The 22,949-nt window shown below is 41.0% G+C and carries 21 protein-coding genes and 2 tRNA genes; 14 read left to right on the plus strand and 9 right to left on the minus strand.

The window, feature by feature from the left end; all coding sequences use genetic code 11:
- Nucleotides 1-56: 56 nt before the first annotated feature.
- From RMZ41_RS03880 to RMZ41_RS03890, 3 genes are all read left to right on the plus strand, one after another.
- Complete coding sequence (locus RMZ41_RS03880) at nucleotides 57-1,346, plus strand: glucose-1-phosphate adenylyltransferase (RefSeq protein ID WP_322644166.1); 1,290 nt, start codon at nucleotides 57-59, stop codon at nucleotides 1,344-1,346.
- Nucleotides 1,347-1,436: 90 nt separating this feature from the next.
- Nucleotides 1,437-1,946, plus strand: coding sequence for an AAA family ATPase (locus RMZ41_RS03885; protein WP_322644381.1), 510 nt, complete (start codon nucleotides 1,437-1,439; stop codon nucleotides 1,944-1,946).
- 122 nt (nucleotides 1,947-2,068) lie between these two features.
- Nucleotides 2,069-3,085, plus strand: coding sequence for a DnaJ C-terminal domain-containing protein (locus RMZ41_RS03890; protein ID WP_322644165.1), 1,017 nt, complete (start codon nucleotides 2,069-2,071; stop codon nucleotides 3,083-3,085).
- Nucleotides 3,086-3,128: 43 nt separating this feature from the next.
- On the opposite strand, the gene RMZ41_RS03895 is transcribed toward RMZ41_RS03890, so the two are convergent.
- The 3 genes from RMZ41_RS03895 to RMZ41_RS03905 all read right to left on the minus strand — a co-directional run bounded on the left by RMZ41_RS03895 (nucleotide 3,129) and on the right by RMZ41_RS03905 (nucleotide 5,152).
- On the minus strand, nucleotides 3,129-3,791 hold the full coding sequence (locus RMZ41_RS03895; RefSeq protein ID WP_322644380.1) for a glutathione S-transferase family protein: 663 nt from the start codon (nucleotides 3,789-3,791) through the stop codon (nucleotides 3,129-3,131).
- A gap of 57 nt (nucleotides 3,792-3,848) precedes the next feature.
- Nucleotides 3,849-4,385: a peroxiredoxin family protein gene (locus RMZ41_RS03900; RefSeq protein ID WP_322644164.1), complete on the minus strand. Its 537-nt coding sequence runs from the start codon at nucleotides 4,383-4,385 to the stop codon at nucleotides 3,849-3,851.
- A gap of 155 nt (nucleotides 4,386-4,540) precedes the next feature.
- Nucleotides 4,541-5,152: a peroxiredoxin gene (locus RMZ41_RS03905; RefSeq protein WP_174708670.1), complete on the minus strand. Its 612-nt coding sequence runs from the start codon at nucleotides 5,150-5,152 to the stop codon at nucleotides 4,541-4,543.
- A 131-nt stretch (nucleotides 5,153-5,283) separates the two neighbouring features.
- On the opposite strand from RMZ41_RS03905, the gene RMZ41_RS03910 reads away from it, so the two are divergent.
- Nucleotides 5,284-7,494: an amylo-alpha-1,6-glucosidase gene (locus tag RMZ41_RS03910; RefSeq protein ID WP_322644163.1), complete on the plus strand. Its 2,211-nt coding sequence runs from the start codon at nucleotides 5,284-5,286 to the stop codon at nucleotides 7,492-7,494.
- Between the two features lie 71 nt (nucleotides 7,495-7,565).
- On the opposite strand, the gene RMZ41_RS03915 is transcribed toward RMZ41_RS03910, so the two are convergent.
- From RMZ41_RS03915 to RMZ41_RS03935, 5 genes are all read right to left on the minus strand, one after another.
- Complete coding sequence (locus RMZ41_RS03915) at nucleotides 7,566-8,132, minus strand: Arm DNA-binding domain-containing protein (protein ID WP_322734325.1); 567 nt, start codon at nucleotides 8,130-8,132, stop codon at nucleotides 7,566-7,568.
- A 92-nt stretch (nucleotides 8,133-8,224) separates the two neighbouring features.
- A tRNA-Met gene (locus tag RMZ41_RS03920) sits at nucleotides 8,225-8,298 on the minus strand.
- 160 nt (nucleotides 8,299-8,458) lie between these two features.
- Nucleotides 8,459-10,774 carry a peptidoglycan DD-metalloendopeptidase family protein gene (locus RMZ41_RS03925; RefSeq protein WP_322644162.1) on the minus strand — a complete coding sequence of 772 codons (2,316 nt, stop codon included), beginning with the start codon at nucleotides 10,772-10,774 and terminating at the stop codon, nucleotides 8,459-8,461.
- 792 nt (nucleotides 10,775-11,566) lie between these two features.
- Nucleotides 11,567-12,028: a tRNA (cytidine(34)-2'-O)-methyltransferase gene (locus tag RMZ41_RS03930; protein WP_322644161.1), complete on the minus strand. Its 462-nt coding sequence runs from the start codon at nucleotides 12,026-12,028 to the stop codon at nucleotides 11,567-11,569.
- A 571-nt stretch (nucleotides 12,029-12,599) separates the two neighbouring features.
- Entirely contained in the window at nucleotides 12,600-13,019 is a 420-nt protein-coding gene (locus tag RMZ41_RS03935; protein ID WP_322644160.1) for a fasciclin domain-containing protein, read from the minus strand.
- Between the two features lie 152 nt (nucleotides 13,020-13,171).
- On the opposite strand from RMZ41_RS03935, the gene RMZ41_RS03940 reads away from it, so the two are divergent.
- From RMZ41_RS03940 to RMZ41_RS03955, 4 genes are all read left to right on the plus strand, one after another.
- Entirely contained in the window at nucleotides 13,172-13,408 is a 237-nt protein-coding gene (locus RMZ41_RS03940) for a DNA-directed RNA polymerase subunit omega (RefSeq protein WP_073645038.1), read from the plus strand.
- 204 nt (nucleotides 13,409-13,612) lie between these two features.
- Nucleotides 13,613-14,158: a hypothetical protein gene (locus RMZ41_RS03945; RefSeq protein WP_409874717.1), complete on the plus strand. Its 546-nt coding sequence runs from the start codon at nucleotides 13,613-13,615 to the stop codon at nucleotides 14,156-14,158.
- A gap of 14 nt (nucleotides 14,159-14,172) precedes the next feature.
- Nucleotides 14,173-14,538, plus strand: a complete 366-nt coding sequence (locus RMZ41_RS03950) for a DUF1818 family protein (protein WP_322644158.1) — start codon at nucleotides 14,173-14,175, stop codon at nucleotides 14,536-14,538.
- A 50-nt stretch (nucleotides 14,539-14,588) separates the two neighbouring features.
- Nucleotides 14,589-14,662 (plus strand) — tRNA-Pro (locus RMZ41_RS03955).
- A 223-nt stretch (nucleotides 14,663-14,885) separates the two neighbouring features.
- On the opposite strand, the gene RMZ41_RS03960 is transcribed toward RMZ41_RS03955, so the two are convergent.
- Nucleotides 14,886-15,389 (minus strand): HugZ family protein, encoded by a 504-nt coding sequence (locus RMZ41_RS03960; protein WP_322644157.1) that lies wholly within the window; start codon nucleotides 15,387-15,389, stop codon nucleotides 14,886-14,888.
- Between the two features lie 225 nt (nucleotides 15,390-15,614).
- Between RMZ41_RS03960 and RMZ41_RS03965 the strand changes: the two genes are divergently transcribed.
- The 6 genes from RMZ41_RS03965 to RMZ41_RS03990 all read left to right on the plus strand — a co-directional run bounded on the left by RMZ41_RS03965 (nucleotide 15,615) and on the right by RMZ41_RS03990 (nucleotide 22,947).
- Nucleotides 15,615-16,874 (plus strand): STM4015 family protein, encoded by a 1,260-nt coding sequence (locus tag RMZ41_RS03965; RefSeq protein WP_322644156.1) that lies wholly within the window; start codon nucleotides 15,615-15,617, stop codon nucleotides 16,872-16,874.
- A 97-nt stretch (nucleotides 16,875-16,971) separates the two neighbouring features.
- Nucleotides 16,972-18,195, plus strand: coding sequence for a hypothetical protein (locus RMZ41_RS03970; RefSeq protein WP_322644155.1), 1,224 nt, complete (start codon nucleotides 16,972-16,974; stop codon nucleotides 18,193-18,195).
- Nucleotides 18,192-19,337, plus strand: coding sequence for an STM4014 family protein (locus tag RMZ41_RS03975; protein WP_322644154.1), 1,146 nt, complete (start codon nucleotides 18,192-18,194; stop codon nucleotides 19,335-19,337). The genes RMZ41_RS03970 and RMZ41_RS03975 overlap by 4 nt, the downstream gene beginning before the upstream one ends.
- 141 nt (nucleotides 19,338-19,478) lie before the next feature.
- Nucleotides 19,479-20,240: an STM4013/SEN3800 family hydrolase gene (locus RMZ41_RS03980; RefSeq protein ID WP_322644153.1), complete on the plus strand. Its 762-nt coding sequence runs from the start codon at nucleotides 19,479-19,481 to the stop codon at nucleotides 20,238-20,240.
- A 73-nt stretch (nucleotides 20,241-20,313) separates the two neighbouring features.
- Nucleotides 20,314-21,654 carry an STM4012 family radical SAM protein gene (locus tag RMZ41_RS03985; protein ID WP_322644152.1) on the plus strand — a complete coding sequence of 447 codons (1,341 nt, stop codon included), beginning with the start codon at nucleotides 20,314-20,316 and terminating at the stop codon, nucleotides 21,652-21,654.
- A 57-nt stretch (nucleotides 21,655-21,711) separates the two neighbouring features.
- Complete coding sequence (locus RMZ41_RS03990; protein ID WP_322644151.1) at nucleotides 21,712-22,947, plus strand: HEAT repeat domain-containing protein; 1,236 nt, start codon at nucleotides 21,712-21,714, stop codon at nucleotides 22,945-22,947.
- The last annotated feature ends 2 nt before the right edge of the window (nucleotides 22,948-22,949 follow it).

The following is a 22,949-nucleotide window of genomic DNA, read 5'->3' on the forward strand; positions in this document are numbered from 1 at the left end:
GTGGCAGACAGTCCTAAACTGAGAATGAGAGTTGAAAGGCAGTCGGGAGAAATTTTGTGAAGAAAGTATTATCAATCATTCTTGGTGGTGGCGCGGGTACTCGGCTTTACCCCCTAACCAAACTCCGCGCTAAACCAGCAGTACCAGTAGCGGGGAAGTATCGCTTAATCGATATCCCTGTTAGTAACTGCATAAATTCCGAAATATTCAAAATCTACGTCCTGACACAATTCAACTCAGCTTCCCTGAATCGTCACATCGCCCGTACCTACAATTTTACCGGCTTCAATGAAGGGTTTGTAGAAGTGCTAGCGGCACAACAAACACCAGAAAACCCTAACTGGTTCCAAGGTACAGCCGATGCTGTACGTCAGTACCTGTGGTTAATGGAAGAATGGGATGTAGAAGAATATCTCATCCTCTCAGGCGATCACCTCTACCGCATGGATTATCGCCACTTTATTCAGCGCCATAGGGAAACGGGGGCTGATATTACTCTCTCAGTCATCCCCATTGATGAGCGCCGCGCCTCAGATTTTGGTTTGATGAAAATCGATGATTCTGGTAGAGTTATCGATTTTAGCGAAAAACCCAAAGGTGAAGCGTTACACCAAATGCAAGTTGATACAAGCGTACTGGGATTATCAAAAGAACAAGCTAAGCAACAGCCTTACATCGCCTCAATGGGGATTTATGTCTTTAAAAAAGATGTTTTGTTCAAGTTGTTGAGAGAAGGTGTAGAAAGGACTGATTTCGGCAAAGAAATTATTCCTGATGCCTCTAAAGATTACAACGTTCAAGCTTACCTTTTTGATGACTACTGGGAAGATATTGGAACGATTGAAGCATTTTATCATGCGAATTTAGCCCTAACTCAGCAGCCTCTACCACCCTTTAGTTTTTACGATGAACACGCACCAATTTATACCCGCGCTCGCTACTTACCTCCAAGTAAACTTTTAGATTGCCAGATCACAGAATCAATTATCGGCGAAGGTTGTATTTTGAAAAATTGCCGCATTCAACATTCAGTTTTAGGGGTGCGATCGCGGATTGAATCTGGCTGTGTCATCGAAGAGTCCCTACTCATGGGTGCAGATTTTTACCAAGCTTCTGTAGAACGCCAATGTAATGTAGAAAAAGGTGATATACCTGTAGGTATCGGTACTGACTCGATTATTCGTGGTGCCATCATCGATAAAAACGCTAGTATCGGTCACGATGTCAAAATTATCAATAAAGATAACGTGCAAGAAGCTGACCGCGAAAGTCAAGGTTTCTACATTCGCAGTGGGATCGTCGTTGTGCTGAAAAATGCTGTAATTCCTGATGGAACAATCATTTAGTCATTAGTCATTAGTCATTAGTCATTAGTCATTAGTCATTGGTTAATAGTTACAAGTAACAAAAGACAAATGACAAAGGACAACGGACAAATGACTAAATTCTTTTTGCTAATTGGTCTTCCAGGTAGCGGTAAGTCAACTTTTGCAAAACAATTACTGGCAGAATGCCCCCAGATGTCGCTGATTTCTACTGATGTCATCCGGGGGCAATTGTTCGGTTCCCAAACCCTTCAGGGGCCGTGGCTGCTGATTTGGCGAGAAGTAGAGCGGCAGTTTCAGCAAGCTATTTCTACAGCAAATGCAGCCCTTTTCGATGCTACCAACGCCCAGCGCCGCAATCGCCGTAAAGTCATTGCTTTCGCCCGTGAATTGGGTTTTACCCAAATTACGGCAATTTGGGTGGATACACCAGTCTGGTTGTGTTTAGCACGTAATAAAAGGCGATCACGCCAAGTCCCTGAAGAAATTATTTTGCGGATGCACCGTCAACTCCGGGATGCCCCTCCAAGCCTGGAAGAGGGACTAGATAAGCTGATCCGCTTATCAGAAAAATCGGAGTACGGAAATTGCGCTCGCACGTTGAGCGAGAACCACACTTGATTTTCTATATTCTTTGTTAATTTAAAATCAGATTCTTTTGCTTGGCACTATACCTAGCAATTAAATATCTATCTGCGATCTTAAAAAAAAACATAACAGTAATTTCTATAGGAGACTAGTAGATGGCTGCAACCGACTTCAAAGACTATTACGCAATTTTGGGAGTTAGTAAGACTGCCACTCAGGACGAGATTAAACAAGCCTTTCGTAAACTAGCCCGCAAATATCACCCCGATGTCAACCCGAATAACAAGCAGGCAGAGGCACGCTTTAAAGAAGTTAGCGAAGCCTACGAAGTTGTGTCAGATGTAGATAAACGCAAGAAATACGACCAATTCGGTCAATATTGGAAGCAAGCTGGTGAAGGTTTCCCAGGCGGCGGTGTTGGTGCTGATATGGGTGGCTTTGACTTCAGTCAATACGGCAATTTTGATGAGTTCATTAATGAGTTGCTAGGACGCTTTGGTGGTGCTGCCCCTCGCGGTGGGGGTGGGCGACAAAGTTACTCACAAAGTTACTCTTCTTACCGCCCTCCTACAGGTGCTACAAGTGGTTTTGGCGGTTTTAATGATTATGGGTTTGGTGATGCAGGTGCGGGTACTTCCCAAGATAGTGAAGCTGTAATTACCTTAACATTTGCTGAAGCATTTAACGGCGTACAAAAGCGCTTCAGTTTAGGTAACGAAACAATTGATGTTCGTATTCCATCTGGGGCTAAACCTGGTACTCGTCTGCGTGTACGGGGCAAAGGTCAAATCAACCCGATGACTCAACAACGAGGCGATTTATATTTAAAAGTCGAACTTCAGCCGCACTCGTTTTTCCAAATGGAAGGGGATAACTTAGTGTGCGAAGTGGCAATCACACCAGATGAAGCTACTCTGGGAGCGTCTATTGATGTACCCACTCCCGATGGTTCAGTTAATGTCAAGCTACCGGCTGGAGTGCGTTCTGGTCAATCGCTGCGTTTACGTGGCAAAGGTTGGCCTCTCGCCAAGGGTGGACGTGGCGATCAGTTGGTGAAAGTGGCGATCGCACCACCAAAAGACCTCAGCCAACAAGAGCGGGAATATTATGAAAAAATCCGAGCTATACGTACTTATAATCCCCGCAGTCATTTGCAACAAGTCAAGCTGTGATTTCGGATTGTAGAAACGGTAAAATTTACCGTTTCTACATTGATTAGGTCTGATGTCGCGTATTTCTCGCTACAATGACAGACTTAAACGCCTCCATTGCCTCTGGTGTAGCTTCGGTAGCTTGCCACGATGGACGTACTATTAAGCGATCGTGCCAAGCATTTAATTTTGGATATTCACTTAAGGAAATGCCAACACTTGGCAGCACATCTACTACAGTCCCAGCCACAACTTCCGCGAGAGTGAGGTTGTGACTAGCAAAGTAAGGGCGATCATCTAATAAATTTTCAAAAAACTTCAGCACTCTGGCAATTCTACGCTGTGCCTTCTCGATTTTTTCTGGATCTGCTCCAGGCAAACCTAATATCTGAGGTAAAAATGTCGTGGCTGCTGGCAAAAGCTCATTTACAGTTACCAGTTGTACCATACGAGCGATCGCTAAATCCTTGGCATCTTTAGGTAACATCGCAGGCGTAGGATATTTTGCCTCTAAATAGTCCAGAATAGCTAAAGATTCCACTACATTAAAGCCGTCGTCCACCAAAGCTGGTATGTGATGAAAGGGGTTAATTGCCAAAAACTCTGGTATAAACTGTTCCCCATCCAGCTTGATATCTACTAATTCAAACTCAAGTCCTTTTTCCAGCAGAGTAATCCAAACACGGCGGGAATTAGGAGAAATCGGTGAGTGATAAAGGGTCAACACCATAAAACCTCACAGTTTTATCAGTAGGGTAGGCATTGCTAATTTTACACCTTATACTCAATTAAATTGTTCTAATAAAGTCTCAATACTAGCATTGCGATCCAGAAAAGAAAATAAATGCCAGTAGCTAAGTTTTCCTTCTTTATCTAATACAAACTGGGCTGGTAAAGGCGCTCCTAGTGCTTGTCCTACTTGATAGGTACGAAAAACTCGACAACTAGGATCGCTCAATAAGGGCATTTTTAAGCTTAAATCTTTGACAACAATTTGACTCTGCCGTTCATCGGTGCTAGTAATCATTAAAACTTCTATACCGCGATTTTTAAATTGCTCATAGTTCTCATTCAAGGCTTTGATATGAGGAAAACAAAATGGACAATATTGTTTTTCTGTAAAAATGCGAGTAAAGGCGAGTAACACTGGTTGCTTGCCTTTATAATCAGATAATTTTACTAAGGTTCCGTTGGTAATATCTGGAAGTTGAAAATCAGGCGTTCCTACTCCTAACCTAAGTTTATTTATAGCTGGAACTGGTAAAAAATTGCGGAAGAAGCGCTCATTTAATAAGCCCCTAAAATCAGTTGAAGTAAGCATATTTATTAACCCTGATGATTTAAATACTATTTTATGGAAAAACCACAGATAGATACAGAGGTTGACACGGTTTCATGTGTATCTCTATTTATCTGTGGTTTTCATTGATTTTGCTCTCAACTCCAACAACTTCGATTAGAGTTTGCTAACGAAATTTAGACAGCAGAGAAGTAAACTTTAGACTTCACTGGATCGGGATTCATTGTCTTATCACCAGGTTGCCAACCAGCTGGGCAAACTTCATCGGGGTGAGACTGAACATACTGAATTGCTTGTAATGTCCGCAGGGTTTCATCAACGCTGCGACCAAAAGCTAGGTTGTTAATGGTAGCGTGCTGTATAATACCATCTTTATCGATGATGAACAGACCACGCAAGGCAATGCCAGCTGCTGGATCAAGAACGTTGTAAGCGGCGCTAATCTCTTTCTTGATGTCTGAGACTAGAGGATAATTTAAGTCGCCAACACCACCAGACTTCCGATCTGTTTGAATCCAAGCGAGGTGGGAGAATTCACTGTCAACGGAAGCCCCAAGGACTTCAGTGTTGATTTTCTTAAATTCTTCGTAGCGATCGCTAAATGCTGTGATTTCAGTAGGACAAACAAAGGTAAAGTCTAGTGGGTAGAAAAATAGGACGACATACTTACCGCGATAATCGGAAAGTTTGATTGTCTTAAATTCCTGATCTACCACAGCCGTTGCTGAGAAATCGGGAGCTTGTTGGCCAACGCGGAGGCTTCCTTCGGTTCCGTAAGTAAGGGACATTAACCTAATTCTCCTTTATCGGTTTATTAGCGTTGGAATTCGGGTCAAGTCAAACTCGCCCATCCACGCTTTCACAGTTTAATTACGATCTGTTACGACTATATCATACTCATAACGATTTTGAGTAACCAATGCCTGATTTAGATACAAGAGAATGGTTGCTTACCAATGGCTTAGGAAGTTTTGCCAGTGGAACGATTTCTGATGTTCGCACACGCACTTATCACGGTTGGCTATTTACGGCTACAAACCCACCTTCTGGACGGACTCTGCTGTTTTCCCACCTAGACGCTAGTTTAGAAGTATCGGGGAACGTTGTAGCACTAGGGACAAATGTTTGGGGTAACGGTGAGATTGAACTGACAGGCTACGAACTGTTGCGCTGTTTTGATATTAACCCAGTTCCGAAATGGATTTGGGGTAGAGATAACTGGCAATTAACCAGACAATTGGTGATGCCTTATGGAGTGGGGAGCAGGGAGCAGGGAGCAGGGAGCAGGGGGCAGGGGGAAAATTCCTCTCCTTTGCACCCTTTCCCCTGTCCCTCTGCCTCTTCTGCCGAATCCCAATTTTGCGATCGAATTTTGATCCAATATCGCTATGACGGAAGTGATACAGCAATTTTACGGCTGCGACTGCTGATCGCAGAACGTGATTTTCACAACCAGCAAACTGCTAGTTCAGGATTACAGTTTTCAGAATTGCTTGGGCAACAGCAAATCTGTTTGCAAGCAAAAAAATCGGGTAATTTCGGTATACCTTGGCATTTGCGTTGGACACAAGGAAAATATCAACCAGATGCAGTTTGGTATTGGAATTATGGATTGTCTGAAGAGACAAAACGGGGATTAGGTGACAAGGAAGACCTCTACAGTCCTGGTTACTTGATAGTCACACTGCAACCAGGAGATGTGGTTACTTTAGAAGCACGAGTAGGGTTTCCTGACTCAATGGCAGGTGTTCTCACCTCCGACACCTTTTCAGAAGCCGTGGAGTTAGAGCAAAAACGACTCTCGCAGATTTTTGGATGGAGTCAAGGAGGCAGAGGGGAGCAGGGAGCAGGGGAGGCAGGGGAGACAAGAGGTGAGAACTTGAAACAAGTCTTTCCCCTTGTCCCCAATTCTCATTGTCACCAAGTCCTCTTGCCCATGCCCAATGTCCCATGCCCAATGCCCCATGCCCAATCCCCAATCTGGCAACAACTTCTTAAAGCAAGCGATCGGTTTATCGTCTATCGAGCCTCAATTGCAGCCCCCACAATCATTGCTGGTTATCACTGGTTTAACGAGCGAGGACGTGACATATTAATCGCTTTACCTGGGTTGGCACTAGTTCCACAGCGATTTGACCTGGCAAAAGCAGTATTACAGACTTTTGGACATTACTGTTGCCACGGTTTGATGCCTAATGCCTTTCCTGATGCTGATGGCGAACCATTTTATAACAGTATTGATGCGGCGCTGTGGTGGATTGAAACTTTAGGACTTTATTTAGAAGCTACCGAAGACTGGGAGTTTTTGGCAGAGCAATTCCCCATAGTCTTACAAATCCACAAAGCCTTTTTTGGTGGTACACACTACAATATCCAGGTTGATGCTATTGATGGGCTAATTAGTTGGGATGCTCGTGGTATAGCTCTCACCTGGATGGATGTGGTAATTGGGGCACACCCCGTTACTCCCCGTTACGGTAAGCCAGTAGAAATCAATGCGCTGTGGTATTCAGCTTTATGTTGGCTAAGTCTGTGGGCAGAACGCTTAAGCGAGTTGAAGCTTGGCGATCCAGTACGTCTCACTAAGCAAGCACAACGTTATGGTCTGCAAGCACAAAAGGTTAAAACCTCGCTGCAAAAGTTCTGGAATCCTCAGTTGGGTTATTTGTACGATACTATTGAACCAGACGATCGCCGAAATTTTCAAATTCGTCCCAATGCTATTTTGGCGCTGTCACTGCACCATTGTGGATTTTCAGCGCAGCAAGGGTGTCAAGTATTAGATTTGGCAACTGTCAGCTTACTCACCCCCTATGGTCTTCGCAGTCTCGATCCAGGAGATCCTGAATACAAAGGGAGATATGAGGGTAATCAAGAGCAACGCGATCGCGCTTATCACCAAGGCACTGTTTGGGCTTGGCTAATTGGGCCATATATTCGGGCTTGGCAACGTTTTTATCCCCAACAATCGCTGCCTTTTGATTGGCAACCTCTGTTAGATCATTTCTTATCTGGCGGTTGTCTTGGTTCTATTTCGGAGATATTTGATGGCGATGCACCTCATACACCCAGAGGAGCGATCGCTCAAGCTTGGTCTGTCGCTGAAGTAATCCGCCACATTAAAAAATAGTGTTGAGTATTAATATAATAAAAGCAGCAATAATAGTATTTATTTCCTCTCTGTTAAAAGTGAATATAGTGCTATCTATCTTTTCTTTTGGTCTTAATACTTTTAGCTAAATCTTTGAAGGGATTACTTTCTATTAACTTAGATAGGACAGCCCAATTACAACAAGCATTAATTTGTTTAAGAGTGCGCTTGGCTGTTTCAGCAGAATAAATACTCAGTAAATGACCCCTTACCATCACTGCTTGATTAATATCAGCAGTAGGTAATGCTCTGATGCGTTTCTTTATTAATGAGTAGTCACGGACAAGAGTTGATTCCTGTACTTGACCACTTTTAAACTGAGTATACTTTTCCCATAACTCAAGTAGGCTGTATACCTTTTGTTTCTTAGGGGTAGCGGTGTGGTCAGCTTTGTATATGGCAAGGGTAGGGTCGAAATAGCCAGCTAGGATAGCTAACTCTATTCGTCGTGCCTGAATCTCAGCAGCCACTCTGTTCTCTGGAGTGTCAACCAAATTCAGAGATAAGCATTTCTGATTGCCATTAAATAAAGGTCTAGGAAATCTTAATCTAAGATAACCTTTAGATACTTCAATACCAACCTTAATGGTAATCCAATGACTATTTTGGATAGTAATTGGATAGTCAAAGGAGAGTTAAAACAAAGATTTAGCTTCCATGACCACAAATGTACAGAAGCTGAAACCCTTACCAAATCGTTTTTTTAAAGTGGCTCAGGTCGGAGTTGAACCAACGACCCCAGGCTTATGAGTCCCGTGCTCTAACCAACTGAGCTACTGAGCCATATTTCTTCAAATCATCTATTAATGTAGCATACAAATTTGCTTAAGGATAGCCCCTTTTGCAATTTTTTTGTAGCTTTCATTCTTGATAAAAAGCAAATGAGGGAGGTAAACTCCCTCAGCAAAACAAGACAATGATTTAGTTACAGAAAGGCAAGAAATTAGATGCGATCCGGTAACATAGCAATTGGGTTAACAGCACCCTTGCCTGATGGATGGATTTCAAAGTGGGTGTGTGGGCCAGTACTGTGACCTGTGCTACCCATTAAAGCAATTGTTTCTCCTTGATGTACCTGCTGACCAGGTTGCACTAAAATCTTGCTGTTATGAGCATAACGAGTTGTGCTGCCATCAGGATGGCGGATTTCGACTAAGTTGCCGTAACCACCATTGTTCCAGCCTGCTTTTTCGATCGTACCCTCAGCTGAGGCGACAACTGGTGTACCAGTGGAGTTAGCAACGTCAATTCCTTTGTGCATTCTACCCCAGCGCCAGCCATAACCAGAGGTAAGAGTACCTTTTGCTGGCCATGTGTAAGCTACGGTTGAGGAAGATGGAGGAGGTGTCAGTTCGTCAATAGGTCTAGGCAGATATTGATCCACTGCTGCCAAAGGCGGTACTATCTGTGGAGTAACTGTGGTTCCCCGCATCTTCCCTAAGGAGTCAGAGGCATTTACTCTTCCAGAAGGGGTTGCAACTCTTGTCGCAGATTGAGTACGAGCAGGAGTCCACTGGCTAGCAGAACCAAGATTGGGCAAGAACTCTGGGTTTACTGCTTCGCTAGGGCGTACAGTTGTACGGAATTGGGTCTTAATTGGTTGAGCGCTATAGGTAGCTCTAATAGGTGTAGGAACTGGAATTGGTATCGCTACACTATTTGGACGAGCCACAGAGTTAGGTACTGGGAAATTATTAGACGTAGAAACAGAAGTGAGCATTGCAGCATTATTAGCTTCGCTAGCTGCTGGCACAACTAAATTACCAGACTGTTGAGCGCGATATTTCTGCTGTAATTTCTGAATTTCCGCTTGTAAGCCCCGCAAACGGTCGTTGTTGTTTTCCCTTGCTATCCTATTTACTGGTGTTTTAGGCTGTTGCATCTGGGCAAAAGCTTGTGGCACTGGAATGTCGCCACCGACACCATAAGACCTGGCAGTGGTAGGAGCTACTTCTAACTCGGTGCTACTATTTGCCTGAATCTCTTTGTTCGCAATTCTCGGTGTTGGGACTGGGACGGCAACACTGCTGTTATCAGCAATAGAAGATGATTGGGGAGTAGGTAGATATGAGTTGGCACTACCAATGTTCATAGGAGAGGTAGCTACTTTTGGAGTTTTGCTGGATTCTACAAAAGTAGGTTGACTCGCTACAGTGGGTTGACTCGCTACAGTGACCTCAACTTGACCACCAGGAATAATTAGTTGTTGACTAATTTTCAGTTCATTGGGATTGTTGAGCCTATTTGCCTTAACTAGTTCTGATACTGAAGTATTGTATCTGCTGGCGATCGCTGCTAATGTATCCCCAGGCTTAACTTCGTAAGTGGTTCGAGCCGAGGACGCAATAACTGTTGGTGTTGCTGGTACTGGTACAATTGCACTAGCTTGTGTCTTCTGTTTTAACTTCGATATCAAGTTCGCTTTGCTTGCATCGTCAGAAGTAATCGGCTGGGCTAATGCAGTTTTCTCAACTTCAATTGTTGGCTGTGCTAAACCAATATCAGCTTGTGATAAGTTCTCAGTCTCCCCAGACTGCAACTGTGCCAGACTTTTTCTTAACCGATTAGATTTTTCTTGTAAGCGATTCAGTGCAAACTCTTGCTGCGCCTTCAGTTGTGCATTTACTTCACTGTTGACTGCACCAGACGTTGCCACTGTTTGGGGCTGGGCATTCAATAAAACATTTGTACTACCAACACCATCTGCACTATAGTCAGACAAATTATTGACTGTTGGGAAACTAGTCTCAGCTAATTTGTTGTTCAATCCCTGTGCTACTTGGGGCTTCGGGTTGGTGGAATTTTTATAACTCGCTGTTGCTGGGGAAAATGTTTCTGATGCCGGAAGTTGCAAAGACATTCCATTTGCCGCGACTTGCCATTTAGCTTCAAGCCCAGGCACTTGTGATACTGCCATTGGTTCCACGATGACAGGATTTTCCGGCACGCTCGCTGATGAGACTGCTTTGGACTCCAGCTTTGTGGAGGCGAATTTCACCTCAGTGTCAGGAACAGCAGGAATAGTAGAAGTTGCCTTTTGGCTGCCTACTGGCACTGCTGCTTGGGCTTGATCGCTTTGCCGAGTCACCAAAAGGCTGGTTGCTCCCATAGAGATTGCCAAGCCAATCATGGCGGCTTTTGTCCGCACCCGGCGGTTAACCTTTGGATTCATCACATTTAGCAGTTCTACCGGGGCATCATCGCTGTTGGGGTTATTGTTCAACACAGCTTTTACTCTCTTTTTTAATGCTCGTTTCAAAGACGACCTCCTATGATCACTAGCGCTTAACTGACCTCGATATTTTCAGTTGGATACTAAATCAATGATTTAGATCGCAACAAATGATTGATCGAGATCACATTCACCAGAGATGCTTACGCAAGATTAACCCGCTTCTCTGATTTAGACAAGTTTACATGGATTAGCAAAACTTAAAGTTTGCTGTGTCTACTTGTCCGAACCACTCCTAACACCACTTAGTACGTTTTACTTTTTACCATTATCCGCGCTTGTCTTGCGTCAATTGCGGGGACTAGACAAATTATTTGCCAAGTCCATAGTCGCTGCCGAGAATTCAATTGCTGCGACTTCTGGAAAAGTGATGCCCCCTGCTGTAGATATCTTCAAGATATTTCTACCCCATCAGTCTTCTCAACACGAGACTTTACGTTGATTATTCCCTAAAAAACAACCGTATTAACTATTGGCTACTTTTTAGCTACTTTCAAGCGTCTCTCGATTTAAAACACTTAAAACTCAGTATATGACTGGACTTTAGCGTTTTTGTTCCTTGTTGAAAATGCTTCTAATTCATCAAAATCTATCATTCAAATTTGGCATTATCTCAAGTTTTATATATAAATTTCTTATAATAACCTTCCTCTCTTTGTAAGTATCTTCCACTACAATTAGCGAATAAAGTCAATTTCCGGTATATTCTTTTACATATTTTGTCGGGACAGAAAAATTTTTGTTGCCACAATTCTACAGTTTAGATAGATGTTTGTGGATATCGCAAGTAAATATACTTAGGCTTGTGAAGGTAAACAACTATTGTAGATAGCCTAACTGACGACGGGTTTCAAATAAGCCAATTGCCACACTTACTGACAGATTCAAGCTGCGAACTCCTGGTTGGCTCATGGGAATATACAGAGTAGCATCGCAATCTGACAAAATTGTTGGTGACAAGCCCGTAGTTTCACTACCAAAAAGTAGCCAATCATCGGCTTGATATTGAAAGCTGACATAACTAAAATTTCCACGAACGGTATAACCCAAGCATCTGCCACCACGCTCTTGATGTACGATTTTAAAGGCTTCTAGGGATTCATGATAATAGAGCTTGACGTAAGGCCAGTAGTCCAATCCGGCTCTTTTGAGGTAGCGATCGCTAATTTCAAACCCCAAAGGCCCTACCAAATGCAACTCCGTACCTGTTGCTGCACAAGTTCGGGCAATATTACCTGTATTAGGAGGAATTTGTGGGTTAACTAAAACTACCTGGGGCATTGTCCGTATAATCTACGTATTGTATAAAAAAATTATTCTTGGTGTTAAATCTACCAAAAGGTAGAGGCTATTCATAGGTTTTGTTAATAATAATCAAGCATCGATTATCGATTAGATTTTTAAAACAATAACATAAACCCTCCCAGAGCAATGGCTGAGAGGATATTTAGCTAAAATCGAGAAATATTAAGTTTTATGTAGAAAAAATAATTACTTGTATTTTTTAGGGCTAGTGTCTCTTAAAAATCACTATTGGTTAAGAGACATGAGGAATTTCCAGTTAAAAAATATCCCCTTGTGAGAGTGCAAGGCTTTGCGCCCCTACAAAATATGCAAATAATTTGGGATAATTTATTTTCTGCAAGTCCCTGAGATGCTGACAGGAGTAGGAAAGAGGCACAGAGAATGGCAGGTAATAAAGGGGAAACACTGACTGCAACTTCTCACATATAAGACTAGGACTTACGCAAAACAGTATTTTTTTGGGACAATTTTATGAATTGCCCCAACAAGCAAGAAAATCTTTGTTTTCGGCTATTGTTCGCGTCAGCCCTAACCTACTCTCCTATCCTTAACTTCCTGCTACCATTGCGGGCATCAACACCGCATCAATAACATGGATCACGCCATTGTCTGCCAAAATGTCTGTTTTGAGGACATTGGCGTTATTCACCTTAATTTTGCTATCGGCAGATTCAATGGCTACAATTGACCCTTCAAGGGTTTCTGCCTCATTAATCTGTACCAAATCATCAGACCTAACATCCCCACTAGCAACATGATATGCCACAACCTTCTGAAGCTTAGGGATATCTTTTAGTAGGGAATCTAAAGTTCCTTCTGGCAAATTGGCAAAGGCTTCGTCAGTTGGTGCAAATACTGTGAAAGAACCAGGACTCTTAAGAATATCTAGAAGATTTGCAGCCTTAGCAGCCTTTACCAGAGTATTGAAGTTTCCTGCGCTGATAGCAGTTTCCACAAGGTCAGCCATAAGGTATATGTCAGGTAGTATTATAAGTAACTTATAAATTGACTAGAAGACTCTTAGCCTCTATCAACAGAGGGGTTAGTGGCGATTAAATAAAAAGCAGCAGATTTATCAGTACTGCTACACTGGGGAATGACCCCAAGAACCACTGAATTATGCTAAAGCGTTCTAAGTTCGAGACAACTCAGTCTCAGATTATGCATCGTGCTGAGGATCTGATTAGTGCAGCCTCAAATCGTTACCGCATTACAGTTCAGGTGGCAAATCGTGCTAAACGTCGGCGTTATGAAGACTTTGAAAATAACGAAGATGCGATGATGAAGCCTGTGCTAAGGGCAATTATTGAAATGTCCGATGAATTGACTCAGCCAGAGATTATTGGCGAACTATAAAAACACTACTGAGTTGAGAGTGCTGTTAGCGTTAGCGGGGCCTTTAGCCCCGGCTGAATAAAAATACAGTTTGATAGCACTCTCATTTCAAAATATCGTTCTATGAGCAAGAGAAAAATTTTACCTAGATCAATCCTCTCAAAACTTGTAACTTTGCACAGCCTAAATCATAGCTATCCGCTAACATCATTACTACTTGCCTTAATGGTAATGAGTCTAATTGTTTTGGGTTTAGGGGCAGATAAATCACTAGATAGAAATTTATTTAGTATTCAACCTGCTTATGCTCAGAGAATCACTCCTGGCGATGTTTGGCAGCTAGTTTATCAGCAATTGCCGGATTTCCCACGGGAAAACAAGTATATCAGTAAAGAAAAAGGGAAAGTTGACGAAAATAACACCCTCGCAAATCGTTTAATTAGATATCACGTTTATACCAAAGGGCGTGCCCCAATTTATCGTTTGGATTGGAAGCTGACTTTAGCTGATTACCTGGGTGCGAATGAAATTATGTATGATACTACCTATCCGGGGAATGATTTACTACGGAAGAATCCTATTGATGGTGATAAAGCTGCGATCGCACGTCTCACTCGCAGTCAGAGAGATGCTCTGGTACAAGTCTTAGTAAATATATTTAATCCTACTTCCCAAAATACCCTATCCCCCAACCCTAACACTGCACCTACTCCTAGTACATCAACTACCCCACAGTCGCCCCAACGAGGAGGTGCTGAACTACTGAGATAGTGGGATTAGAAGTTATGGAACGTGTTATAAAAACCGGATCTGGTTGGCGTATTGGCTGGAATCCGGGTGCAACTGAATTTCAAGGTTTAGTCGGTACAGATAATTGGGCAATTGAGTTAACTGAAGCCGAGTTGAATGATTTTTGTCGTCTGCTTGCACAGTTAGCAGACACCATGAAGCAACTCGCAACTGAATTAATGGAAGAGGAAAAAATTGCTTGTGAAGCCGAAAGCAATTTATTATGGATGGAGGTGGAAGGTTATCCTCATGACTTCAGTCTCCGTTTCATATTGAATACAGGGCGATGTGTAGAGGGTCAATGGGATGCTTCTGCTGTTCCAGATTTACTGCAAGCTGCTGGAATGCTTAAGGTTTTTTAAATTTGCCTCTTGATTATATTAAAGTTTTGCTATATAATAGTAATTCTGACCGGGGCGTAGCGCAGCTTGGTAGCGCGCCACTTTGGGGTAGTGGAGGTCGTGGGTTCGAATCCCGCCGCTCCGATTGATGATAAGCCATACCTGCTAGTTTTTTCAAAAGATTAGCAGGTTTTTCAATGGCTTTTCACCTGAAAAATACTGAATATTAATTAAGTACCACAGTTCGTTGCTACTATTGAAATTTTTTCTGTTTGTAGCCTTAAGCATTTATTGCTTAATTTGGGGGTTGTTTTTTGTGTTCTTTGTATTCCCTGAACGCTTACCAAAATTACCAGAATAATTCATCCTTACTTCTTGTCAGCATCTCCTGCAATCTGAACAAGTTGATGGAGATTATCGCCACTAATGTGATATGCTCCCCCAAAACCAACTACAAAACGACCTTCATTAGGAGTTAGCTGGAAAATCCGAAAGTCAGACAAGCCGCGCAAAACCTCAATAATTTGACCAAACCGCCCTTGAAATTGCTCAACAATTTGATTCCACTTGTCGGTTTCACGCTCTATCAAAGTTGCAGTACAATCAAAACTCAAACGACGACGGGCAAAAATTAGATTACTCTTGGCTTCATCCTCAATAAACAAGACACTTACATGAGGATTAGCATAGAGATTTTTGGTATGAGTTGAAAGACCACTTACGTAAATATAGATATTTTTGGAATCATCTATTACAAAAGGAGCATAGCTAGCATTGGGTATTGCCTGAGCGCTCACAGTGCTAATAATTACACTCTCAAATTCTTCAGGGAATTTTTCATACTCAGCTTGAATGTCTTCAAGTTTGCTCATAAGTAAATTACCGTTTAATTAGTAACAATTAGTCCTTTATTGTAACGTGCTTGAGCGATATCTACGACGGGCCGTTCAGCGTCGCATGAAATCCCAAAAGCCTTTCTATAGAAAACATCTTCATTCCTTAGTTCGTCTACGTCGCTCCTACTTTTGCTTGAGAAATTGATGTTGCGTATTTCGCATTTTTGGGAATTCTAATAAAGAATCAGAAGGTAAAACACCATGACAGATAACCAAAATCAACCCAGAGATTATGATGCAGTGTTGGGAGGACAATCTCCGCCTCCTGTGGATGGAGTTGTTTTAGGAGGAATTGAGGGAGTTAAACGTTATTTATCAAATCCTGTTACTGAGGTGCGGGTTGCTGCACTTAGCGAAGCCTTGAAATATGGTGATGCTGGGTTGGATTTATTAATTCAAGCATTGCAAGATAAATCAAGATTAGTACAGCGTTTTGCTTATCGATTGTTGCGGCAAAAAATGGAACCGCAAGTTAAACAAGCTTTGCAAACATATAAACCTTGGTATTTGGAAGAGAGATTTAACCAGTATCAAGGTTATAACGTTACTCAATTTGCTAATCGACAAGTTGTAGAGTTCGATGCAAATACAAGTATTACCGAACCTCTTAACAAAGCTTACGCCTTGAGATACTGTCCTTATGAAAATGAGGACGATTTGCCAAGTAAATTTAGTAGACTTTTACAAGAACCCAACGTCGATAAATTGGAAGCTTTAGTGTTTGGTTTGTGGGAGGAAGAAGCACATGAAAGTAATTCAAGCGGCATTATCGAAGCTTTAGTTGAGGCGAAACAATATTTAACTAATCTTAAAGCTGTTTTCATTGGCGATATTATTGGTGATGAATGCGAAATTTCTTGGATTCAACAAAGTGATATAAGTCCCATTTTACAAGCTTATCCTAAACTGGAAATTTTGCAAGTTCGTGGAGGCGATCGTTTACAATTTAGTCCGCCGATACGACATAATCACCTCAAAGCCTTGATTGTTGAAACTGGGGGTTTAAGCCGAGATACTGTTGCCCAAATTTGTCAGATGAATCTGCCAGCATTGGAACATTTGGAATTATGGTTTGGCAGTGAAGATTACGGTGGAAACTGTTGGATTGAAGATTTAAATCCAATTATTATTGAAGAGAAATTTCCAAACTTAAATTATTTAGGATTACGCAATAGCCAATTTAGCGATGAAATTGTCAATGCTATTGTAGGTTCTGCAACTCTTGATTCTATTAGCGTACTTGATCTTTCAATGGGAACACTAAGTGATGCAGGTGCGGAAGAATTACTAAATTGTCCGGCGATAAATTATCTGGATATTCTCAATGTTTCAGAAAACTTTTTATCTCAGGAAATAATTGAAAAATTTTCTAGCTTAGATGTGCATGTGTTAGCAAGTAATCAGAAGGAAGAAGATGAAGATAGCTACATCCACGGTCGCTATTGTTCCGTTGCAGAGTGAAATTTAGTATTAGATAGGCGGGTGAAAGTCTCCGCTACACGAGCAAAACGCGCCTATCAGGTTAAAAAACTTTCTCTTAATGAATTCACTTTTAACTATGAATAATCTAAATCAACCCGGAGAATTTGATGCAGTAGTTGGGGGAGATGCACCTGATAGTCGTGTGGTATTAGGAGGGATTGCAGGAGTTAAGAATCGGTTAGAAAGTGGAATTTCTGAAGTACAGGTTGCTGCACTTGCTGATGCATTAAATTATGGAGATGCAGGTTTAGATTTGCTGATTGATGCCTTGCAATATTCCTCACATAAAATTCATAAAATTGTAGTTGAACTATTGCAAGAAACAGAAGGAAAAGGCAAGCAAGCACTTTTAGGATGTGAACCTGGGTTATTTTTTATAACTTTAGAAGATTGGAAATCTGAAAAGTTTAATCCTGATACTGGTATCACCAATCCATCTAAAACAGCCTATATAGTAAATATTGAACAATTGAAGTTACTATTGCAAGACCCACAAGTTAATCAAATTAAAGCATTAATTTGTCATTTAACTGAATGTGACTATCTTTACAAAGTTAAAGTTAGAGAACAATTTGATATTTATGTTGAGCTTTTGTTTGAAGCGCGTCATCAATTAACTAATCTTAAGGCTTTATTTCTAGGGAAGTATTGGGAGCATAGATACGAAAAAGATTATATAGATTTAGGAGACATAACTTTAATATTGACAGCTTATCCTAGCCTAGAAGTACTACAGCTTTATGGTTTTTGTAATGAACTGGAATGTGAAAAACTACAACATAATAATTTAAAAACTTTAATTGTTGAAACAACACATATCAGTAATGTAGCAATTTACCGCCTTTGCTCACTCAATTTACCTGCATTAGAGGATTTTAAATTATCGATGGGTAAACCTGATGAACATGGTTGTAATGAGATTATTGACAGCATCAAACCAATTCTTTTTAGTGAATCATTTCCGAACTTAAGCTATTTAGGTTTACATAGCGATTATGCTGATGCAATAGCCGATGCGATCGCACAATCTTCCTTCATGGCTGAATCTCCCATTATTGCGAATCTTGAAGTACTTGATTTATCAATGGGAAACTTGACTGACACAGGTTTGAACGCTTTAATTGAATCTCAAGCAATTATTAATTTACATACTCTCAATATCGCTCACAATTATGTATCAGAAGAATTTATTCAGGAGATTAAAGAATCATCCCTAATTGATTGTTTATTGATTGCTCATTCTCAAGAAAAGATATATGACGGATGTAGTGCTTCTCGCTACTCTTCGTTATACGAATGAAAAACTTTAATTTTATCCTCATCGCCAACCCCGAAAACCGCCGTGTCAGTTTCTTCCAAGAAGCGATCGCCCATTTCAACTTACCACCAGCCACCGTAGTAGATTACGCCGACTTAATAGCAGGAAAACAAACTCTCGAACAATTCAACACACCCAACACTATTATCCGCTTCGACTCTCCAGAAAAAAACTTTGATGTTGATAAAGCCATCATTGCAGAAGGGAGTAGGGAAATTTTTTCTACTTCCAGTCATCAACATATCAGTGCAGAAGCCGCGACAAAATTAGAATTTGATAAAGGACTCATCCTCTATCCGCGACAGTGGTATTTAGGCTGGCGGTATCTGTTGCAAAAATGGGAAACACAGCTTACTCCCCTTCTCACAAATGGCGAGTTTATGAACCATCCCCTAGATATCGCTGTGATGTTTGACAAACCAGCTTGTCACGAAAGATTCAGCCGTCATAATATCCCCATTCCGCGATCGCTTGGTAAAATTTACAATTACGATCATTTACGCGAACAAATGCAAATGCAGGGAATAGAACGAGTATTCGTCAAACTTTCCCACGGTTCCGCCGCTTCTGGAGTTGTTGCTTACCGAGCAAATTCGCGTTTTGAATCAGCCATTACCACTGTTGAACGAGTGCGAGAAAATGGGCAAACTCTGCTTTATAACTCCCGGAAAATTAGGCACTATACTCACCGCGAAGAAATCGCCGATATTATCAACATCTTGACAGCAGAAGGCGTACAAGTTGAAGAATGGCTACCCAAAGCACATTTACAAGAATGTGGTTTTGATGTGCGTGTGGTGGTTATCAATGGTGAAGCACAGCATATCGTTGTTCGCCTTGGTAAAAGTCCGATGACAAATTTGCATTTGGGGAATGAACGGGGAAATACTGAGGAATTTTTAGCAAAAGTTGGTGTAGGAAATTGGGAGATAATGAAGCGAACTTGTGAACAAGCAGCAGGGTTATTTCCTAATAGTTTATATTGTGGAGTTGATTTACTGATTTTACCCGATTGGAAAACTCATGCGATTTTAGAGATTAATGCTTTTGGTGATTTATTACCTGGTATTTTATGGAATGGAATGGATACTTATATGAGTGAAGTTAAAGCGATTTTGGAATGAACCACATAGACACAGAGAACACAGAGAGAATAAATATTTTTATGAGCAGATAAGTTTCTCGCTAGTCTTTCAGCCTCTGCGTGAACCTAATATCTATGTGGCTAAAAGTTATCAAATATAATTTTTACTCCTATGTTTAATATGAATGAAATCGTCGGAACTCATGATATCTTATTTATCACCATAGATACATTACGTTACGACGTAGCCAAAGATTTACTCGCACAAAAACGCACTCCAAACTTAGTAAAAGTACTCCCTAACACAGGTTGGGAAGAACGTCATTCACCCGGAAATTTCACTTATGCTTCTCATCATGCATTTTTCGCAGGCTTTTTACCCACACCTGTAATGCCTGGAATTCACCCCCGCCCTTTTGCTTTGGGATTTGAAGGAAGTACCACTACAACTGATATAACTTGTGTATTAGATAGCTCAAATATTGTTCATGGATTAGCTGCAAAGGGATATCATACAGTTTGCATTGGTGGAGTTGGTTTTTTCAACAAACGCAACCCTTTAGGTAATGTAATTCCCTCAATGTTTGCTGAAAGTTATTGGAGTTCAGAATTAGGTGTTACTAATCCCGAATCTACAGAAAATCAGGTAAATCTGGCGCGACAAATTTTAGAAAAAACGCCAAAGAATCAACGCATATTTTTATTTATAAATATTTCTGCTTTGCATCAACCAAATTATTTCTATCTTCCCGATACAAAAGATAAAATCGATACCATTGAATCTCACGCCGCAGCTTTGCAATATGTCGATCGCCAATTAGCTAAACTCTGGAATATTATACGACAAAGGCATTCTACTTTTTGCATTCTGTGTTCTGACCACGGGACAACTTATGGTGAGAATGGTTACACTGGACATCGACTCAGCCATCCTGTGGTTTAGACTGTTCCCTATGCAGAGTTTATTTTATGAAAACTCACGCAGAGACGCAGAGTTCTAAATTATTTTAAATTTTATGCTGACAATTCAAAATCTTAAATCCAAAATTGCCCAGTCTCCTTATCAAGCATACGTCTATTCTTACCCCCACAAAACAGCTTATCGTCCTCTCACTCCACCTGTGTATCTCCCAGAACTTTGGGCGCAGCAAGATAGACAAGCGCTATTTCTCTACATACATATACCGTTTTGTGAAATGCGTTGTGGGTTCTGCAACCTGTTTACCACAGTCAGCCACAATGAAGATTTTATGAGTCAATATATCCGCACATTACACCGACAGGCGCAACGGATGAAGGCGGTGTTGGTTGATGCATCATTTGCTAGGTTCGCTATTGGTGGCGGAACTCCCACCCAATTACCGATTCAGCATCTCGAAACTATTCTCAATATTGCTAAAAATACGATGGGTGCAAAGTTACAGGAAATTCCCATTTCTGTGGAAGTTTCGCCAGAAACCGCAACTGAGGATAAGTTAAAGCTGTTGCGATCGCACGCCGTCGATCGTGTTAGTATTGGTGTCCAAAGCTTCATCGATTCGGAAGTTTTAGCCACCCAGCGCCGTCAATCTACTACTCAGGTAGAAACAACGCTGACAAGGATCAAAGACATTGGATTTCCTACTTTGAATATTGATTTGATTTACGGTTTACCCGGACAAACTGTAAATACTTGGTTGCAATCAATACAAGCTACTTTGCGCTTTCAACCAGAAGAAATTTATCTATATCCATTGTACGTGCGATCGCTCACAGGTTTGGGACGCACAGATCGAGAATGGGACGATATTCGTTTAGCTTGTTATCGGGAAGGGCGATCGGTATTATTGTCAGAAGGATATACGCAGGTTTCCATGCGGATGTTTCGACGCTTGGAAGAGGGACAAGGTAGCAATCTTTCTCGCTCTCCCATCTACTGCTGTCAAGCCGACGGGATGATTGGTTTAGGTTGTGGCGCACGTTCCTACACTAATACTTTGCACTACTCCAACGAATATGCAGTGGGAGCAAAGGGAATCAGCGAGATTTTACAAGCATATATTCAAACAGCAGATGAGTCATTTGACTACGCGCACTATGGTTTTCAACTCAATGCTGAAGAACAACGTCGGCGGTATATTTTGTTATCTTTGCTTTCCGACGAAGGATTGAATTGTGCTAGTTACCGTCAGCAATTTGGTAGTGAAGTATACGCTGATTTTCCAGAATTTTCAGAACTGATTGCTTTGAATTTAGCGATAAAAGATGAGGATATTTTACAGTTAACTGAATTTGGTATTGAGCGTTCTGACACTATTGGCGCGTGGTTATTTTCTGAGAAAGTTCAGGAATTAATGCAGGATTATGAGTTGAAATAGTGAGGTTTAAAAAAGATTTATAGAAAGGCAATTAATCACGTTTCTACGGATATTTACATGACATCTACCGTTGGAGAAAATATGACAAACAATCAAAATCAACCCGGAGAATTTGATGCAGTACTCGGAGGAGAAGCACCGCCACCAGTAAGAGGTGCTGTTTTAGGTGGTATCGAAGGTGTTAGAAAACGTTTAGTAAATCCTGATGTTGAGATACGTGTAGCGGCTGTTCAAGATGCATTGAATTATCAAGCAGAAGGTTTAAATTTGGTAATTAAGTCATTGCAAGATTCTTCAAGAAAAGTCCGTCAAGCAGCCTATAATTTATTATGCTACCGCATTGAACCTCAAGTTAAACAAGTATTGCAAGAATATAAATATTGGGATTTATTTGAGCGAATAGATGAAACCTTAATTGAGGGATATATCTATAATACTTTCACAGAATTCTACTATCGGGAAGTTGAAAGCTATGACCCTAACATAGGTCTACAAAATCCTGCTGAAAAAGCTTATGTTATAGATGACGATCATATTACTACCTTTTTAAGAGAACCAAAAGTCAATAAAGTAGAAGCTTTGATATTTAGAGGTTACTATTATTTATGGCGTATTTTATCGCCAGAGATTATAAAAAATATTAAAGCACTTTTTTATGGGCCTTATGACATAGATTACCAGATATCTTGGACAGCTATTCAGGATATTAGTCTTATCTTAAAAGCGTTTCCTAATCTAGAAATGTTGCTAGTTCGTGGTGGAGACGAACGTCATACATATAGTGGGGCTTGGGAAAAATTTATTTCTTTACGTCACGAACATTTGAAAGTGCTAATTGTGGAAACTGGAGGATTAGGGCGTGACAAAATTGCTCAAATTCTCTCTCTCGAACTACCAGCATTAGAGCATTTAGAATTATGGCTAGGTACTGATGAATATGGTGGGAATTCTTCTATTGATGATTTAATGCCAATTTTATCAGGTGATTTATTCCCCAAATTGACTTACCTGGGGCTGCGTAATAGTGAATATGCTAATAATATTGCTGCTGCTATCGTTAACTCTCCTATTATTAATAAAATCAAAGTTTTAGACCTTTCATTAGGAGATTTAGGAAATGAAGGTGCTGAAGTTTTGCTAAATTGTCCTGCTGTGAATCAGCTAGATATTCTTAATATTTCAAATAGCTGTTTAACTGAAGAAATGGTTGAAAGGTTGAAACTGTTAGATGTAGAAGTTATCGCAGATACAGAAAAGGAGCCAGGCGATCGCTATTGTTCTGTTTCTGAATAATC

The sequence above is a fragment of the Nostoc sp. DedVER02 genome, assembly GCF_034530675.2.
Taxonomy (GTDB): Bacteria; Cyanobacteriota; Cyanobacteriia; order Cyanobacteriales; family Nostocaceae; genus Nostoc.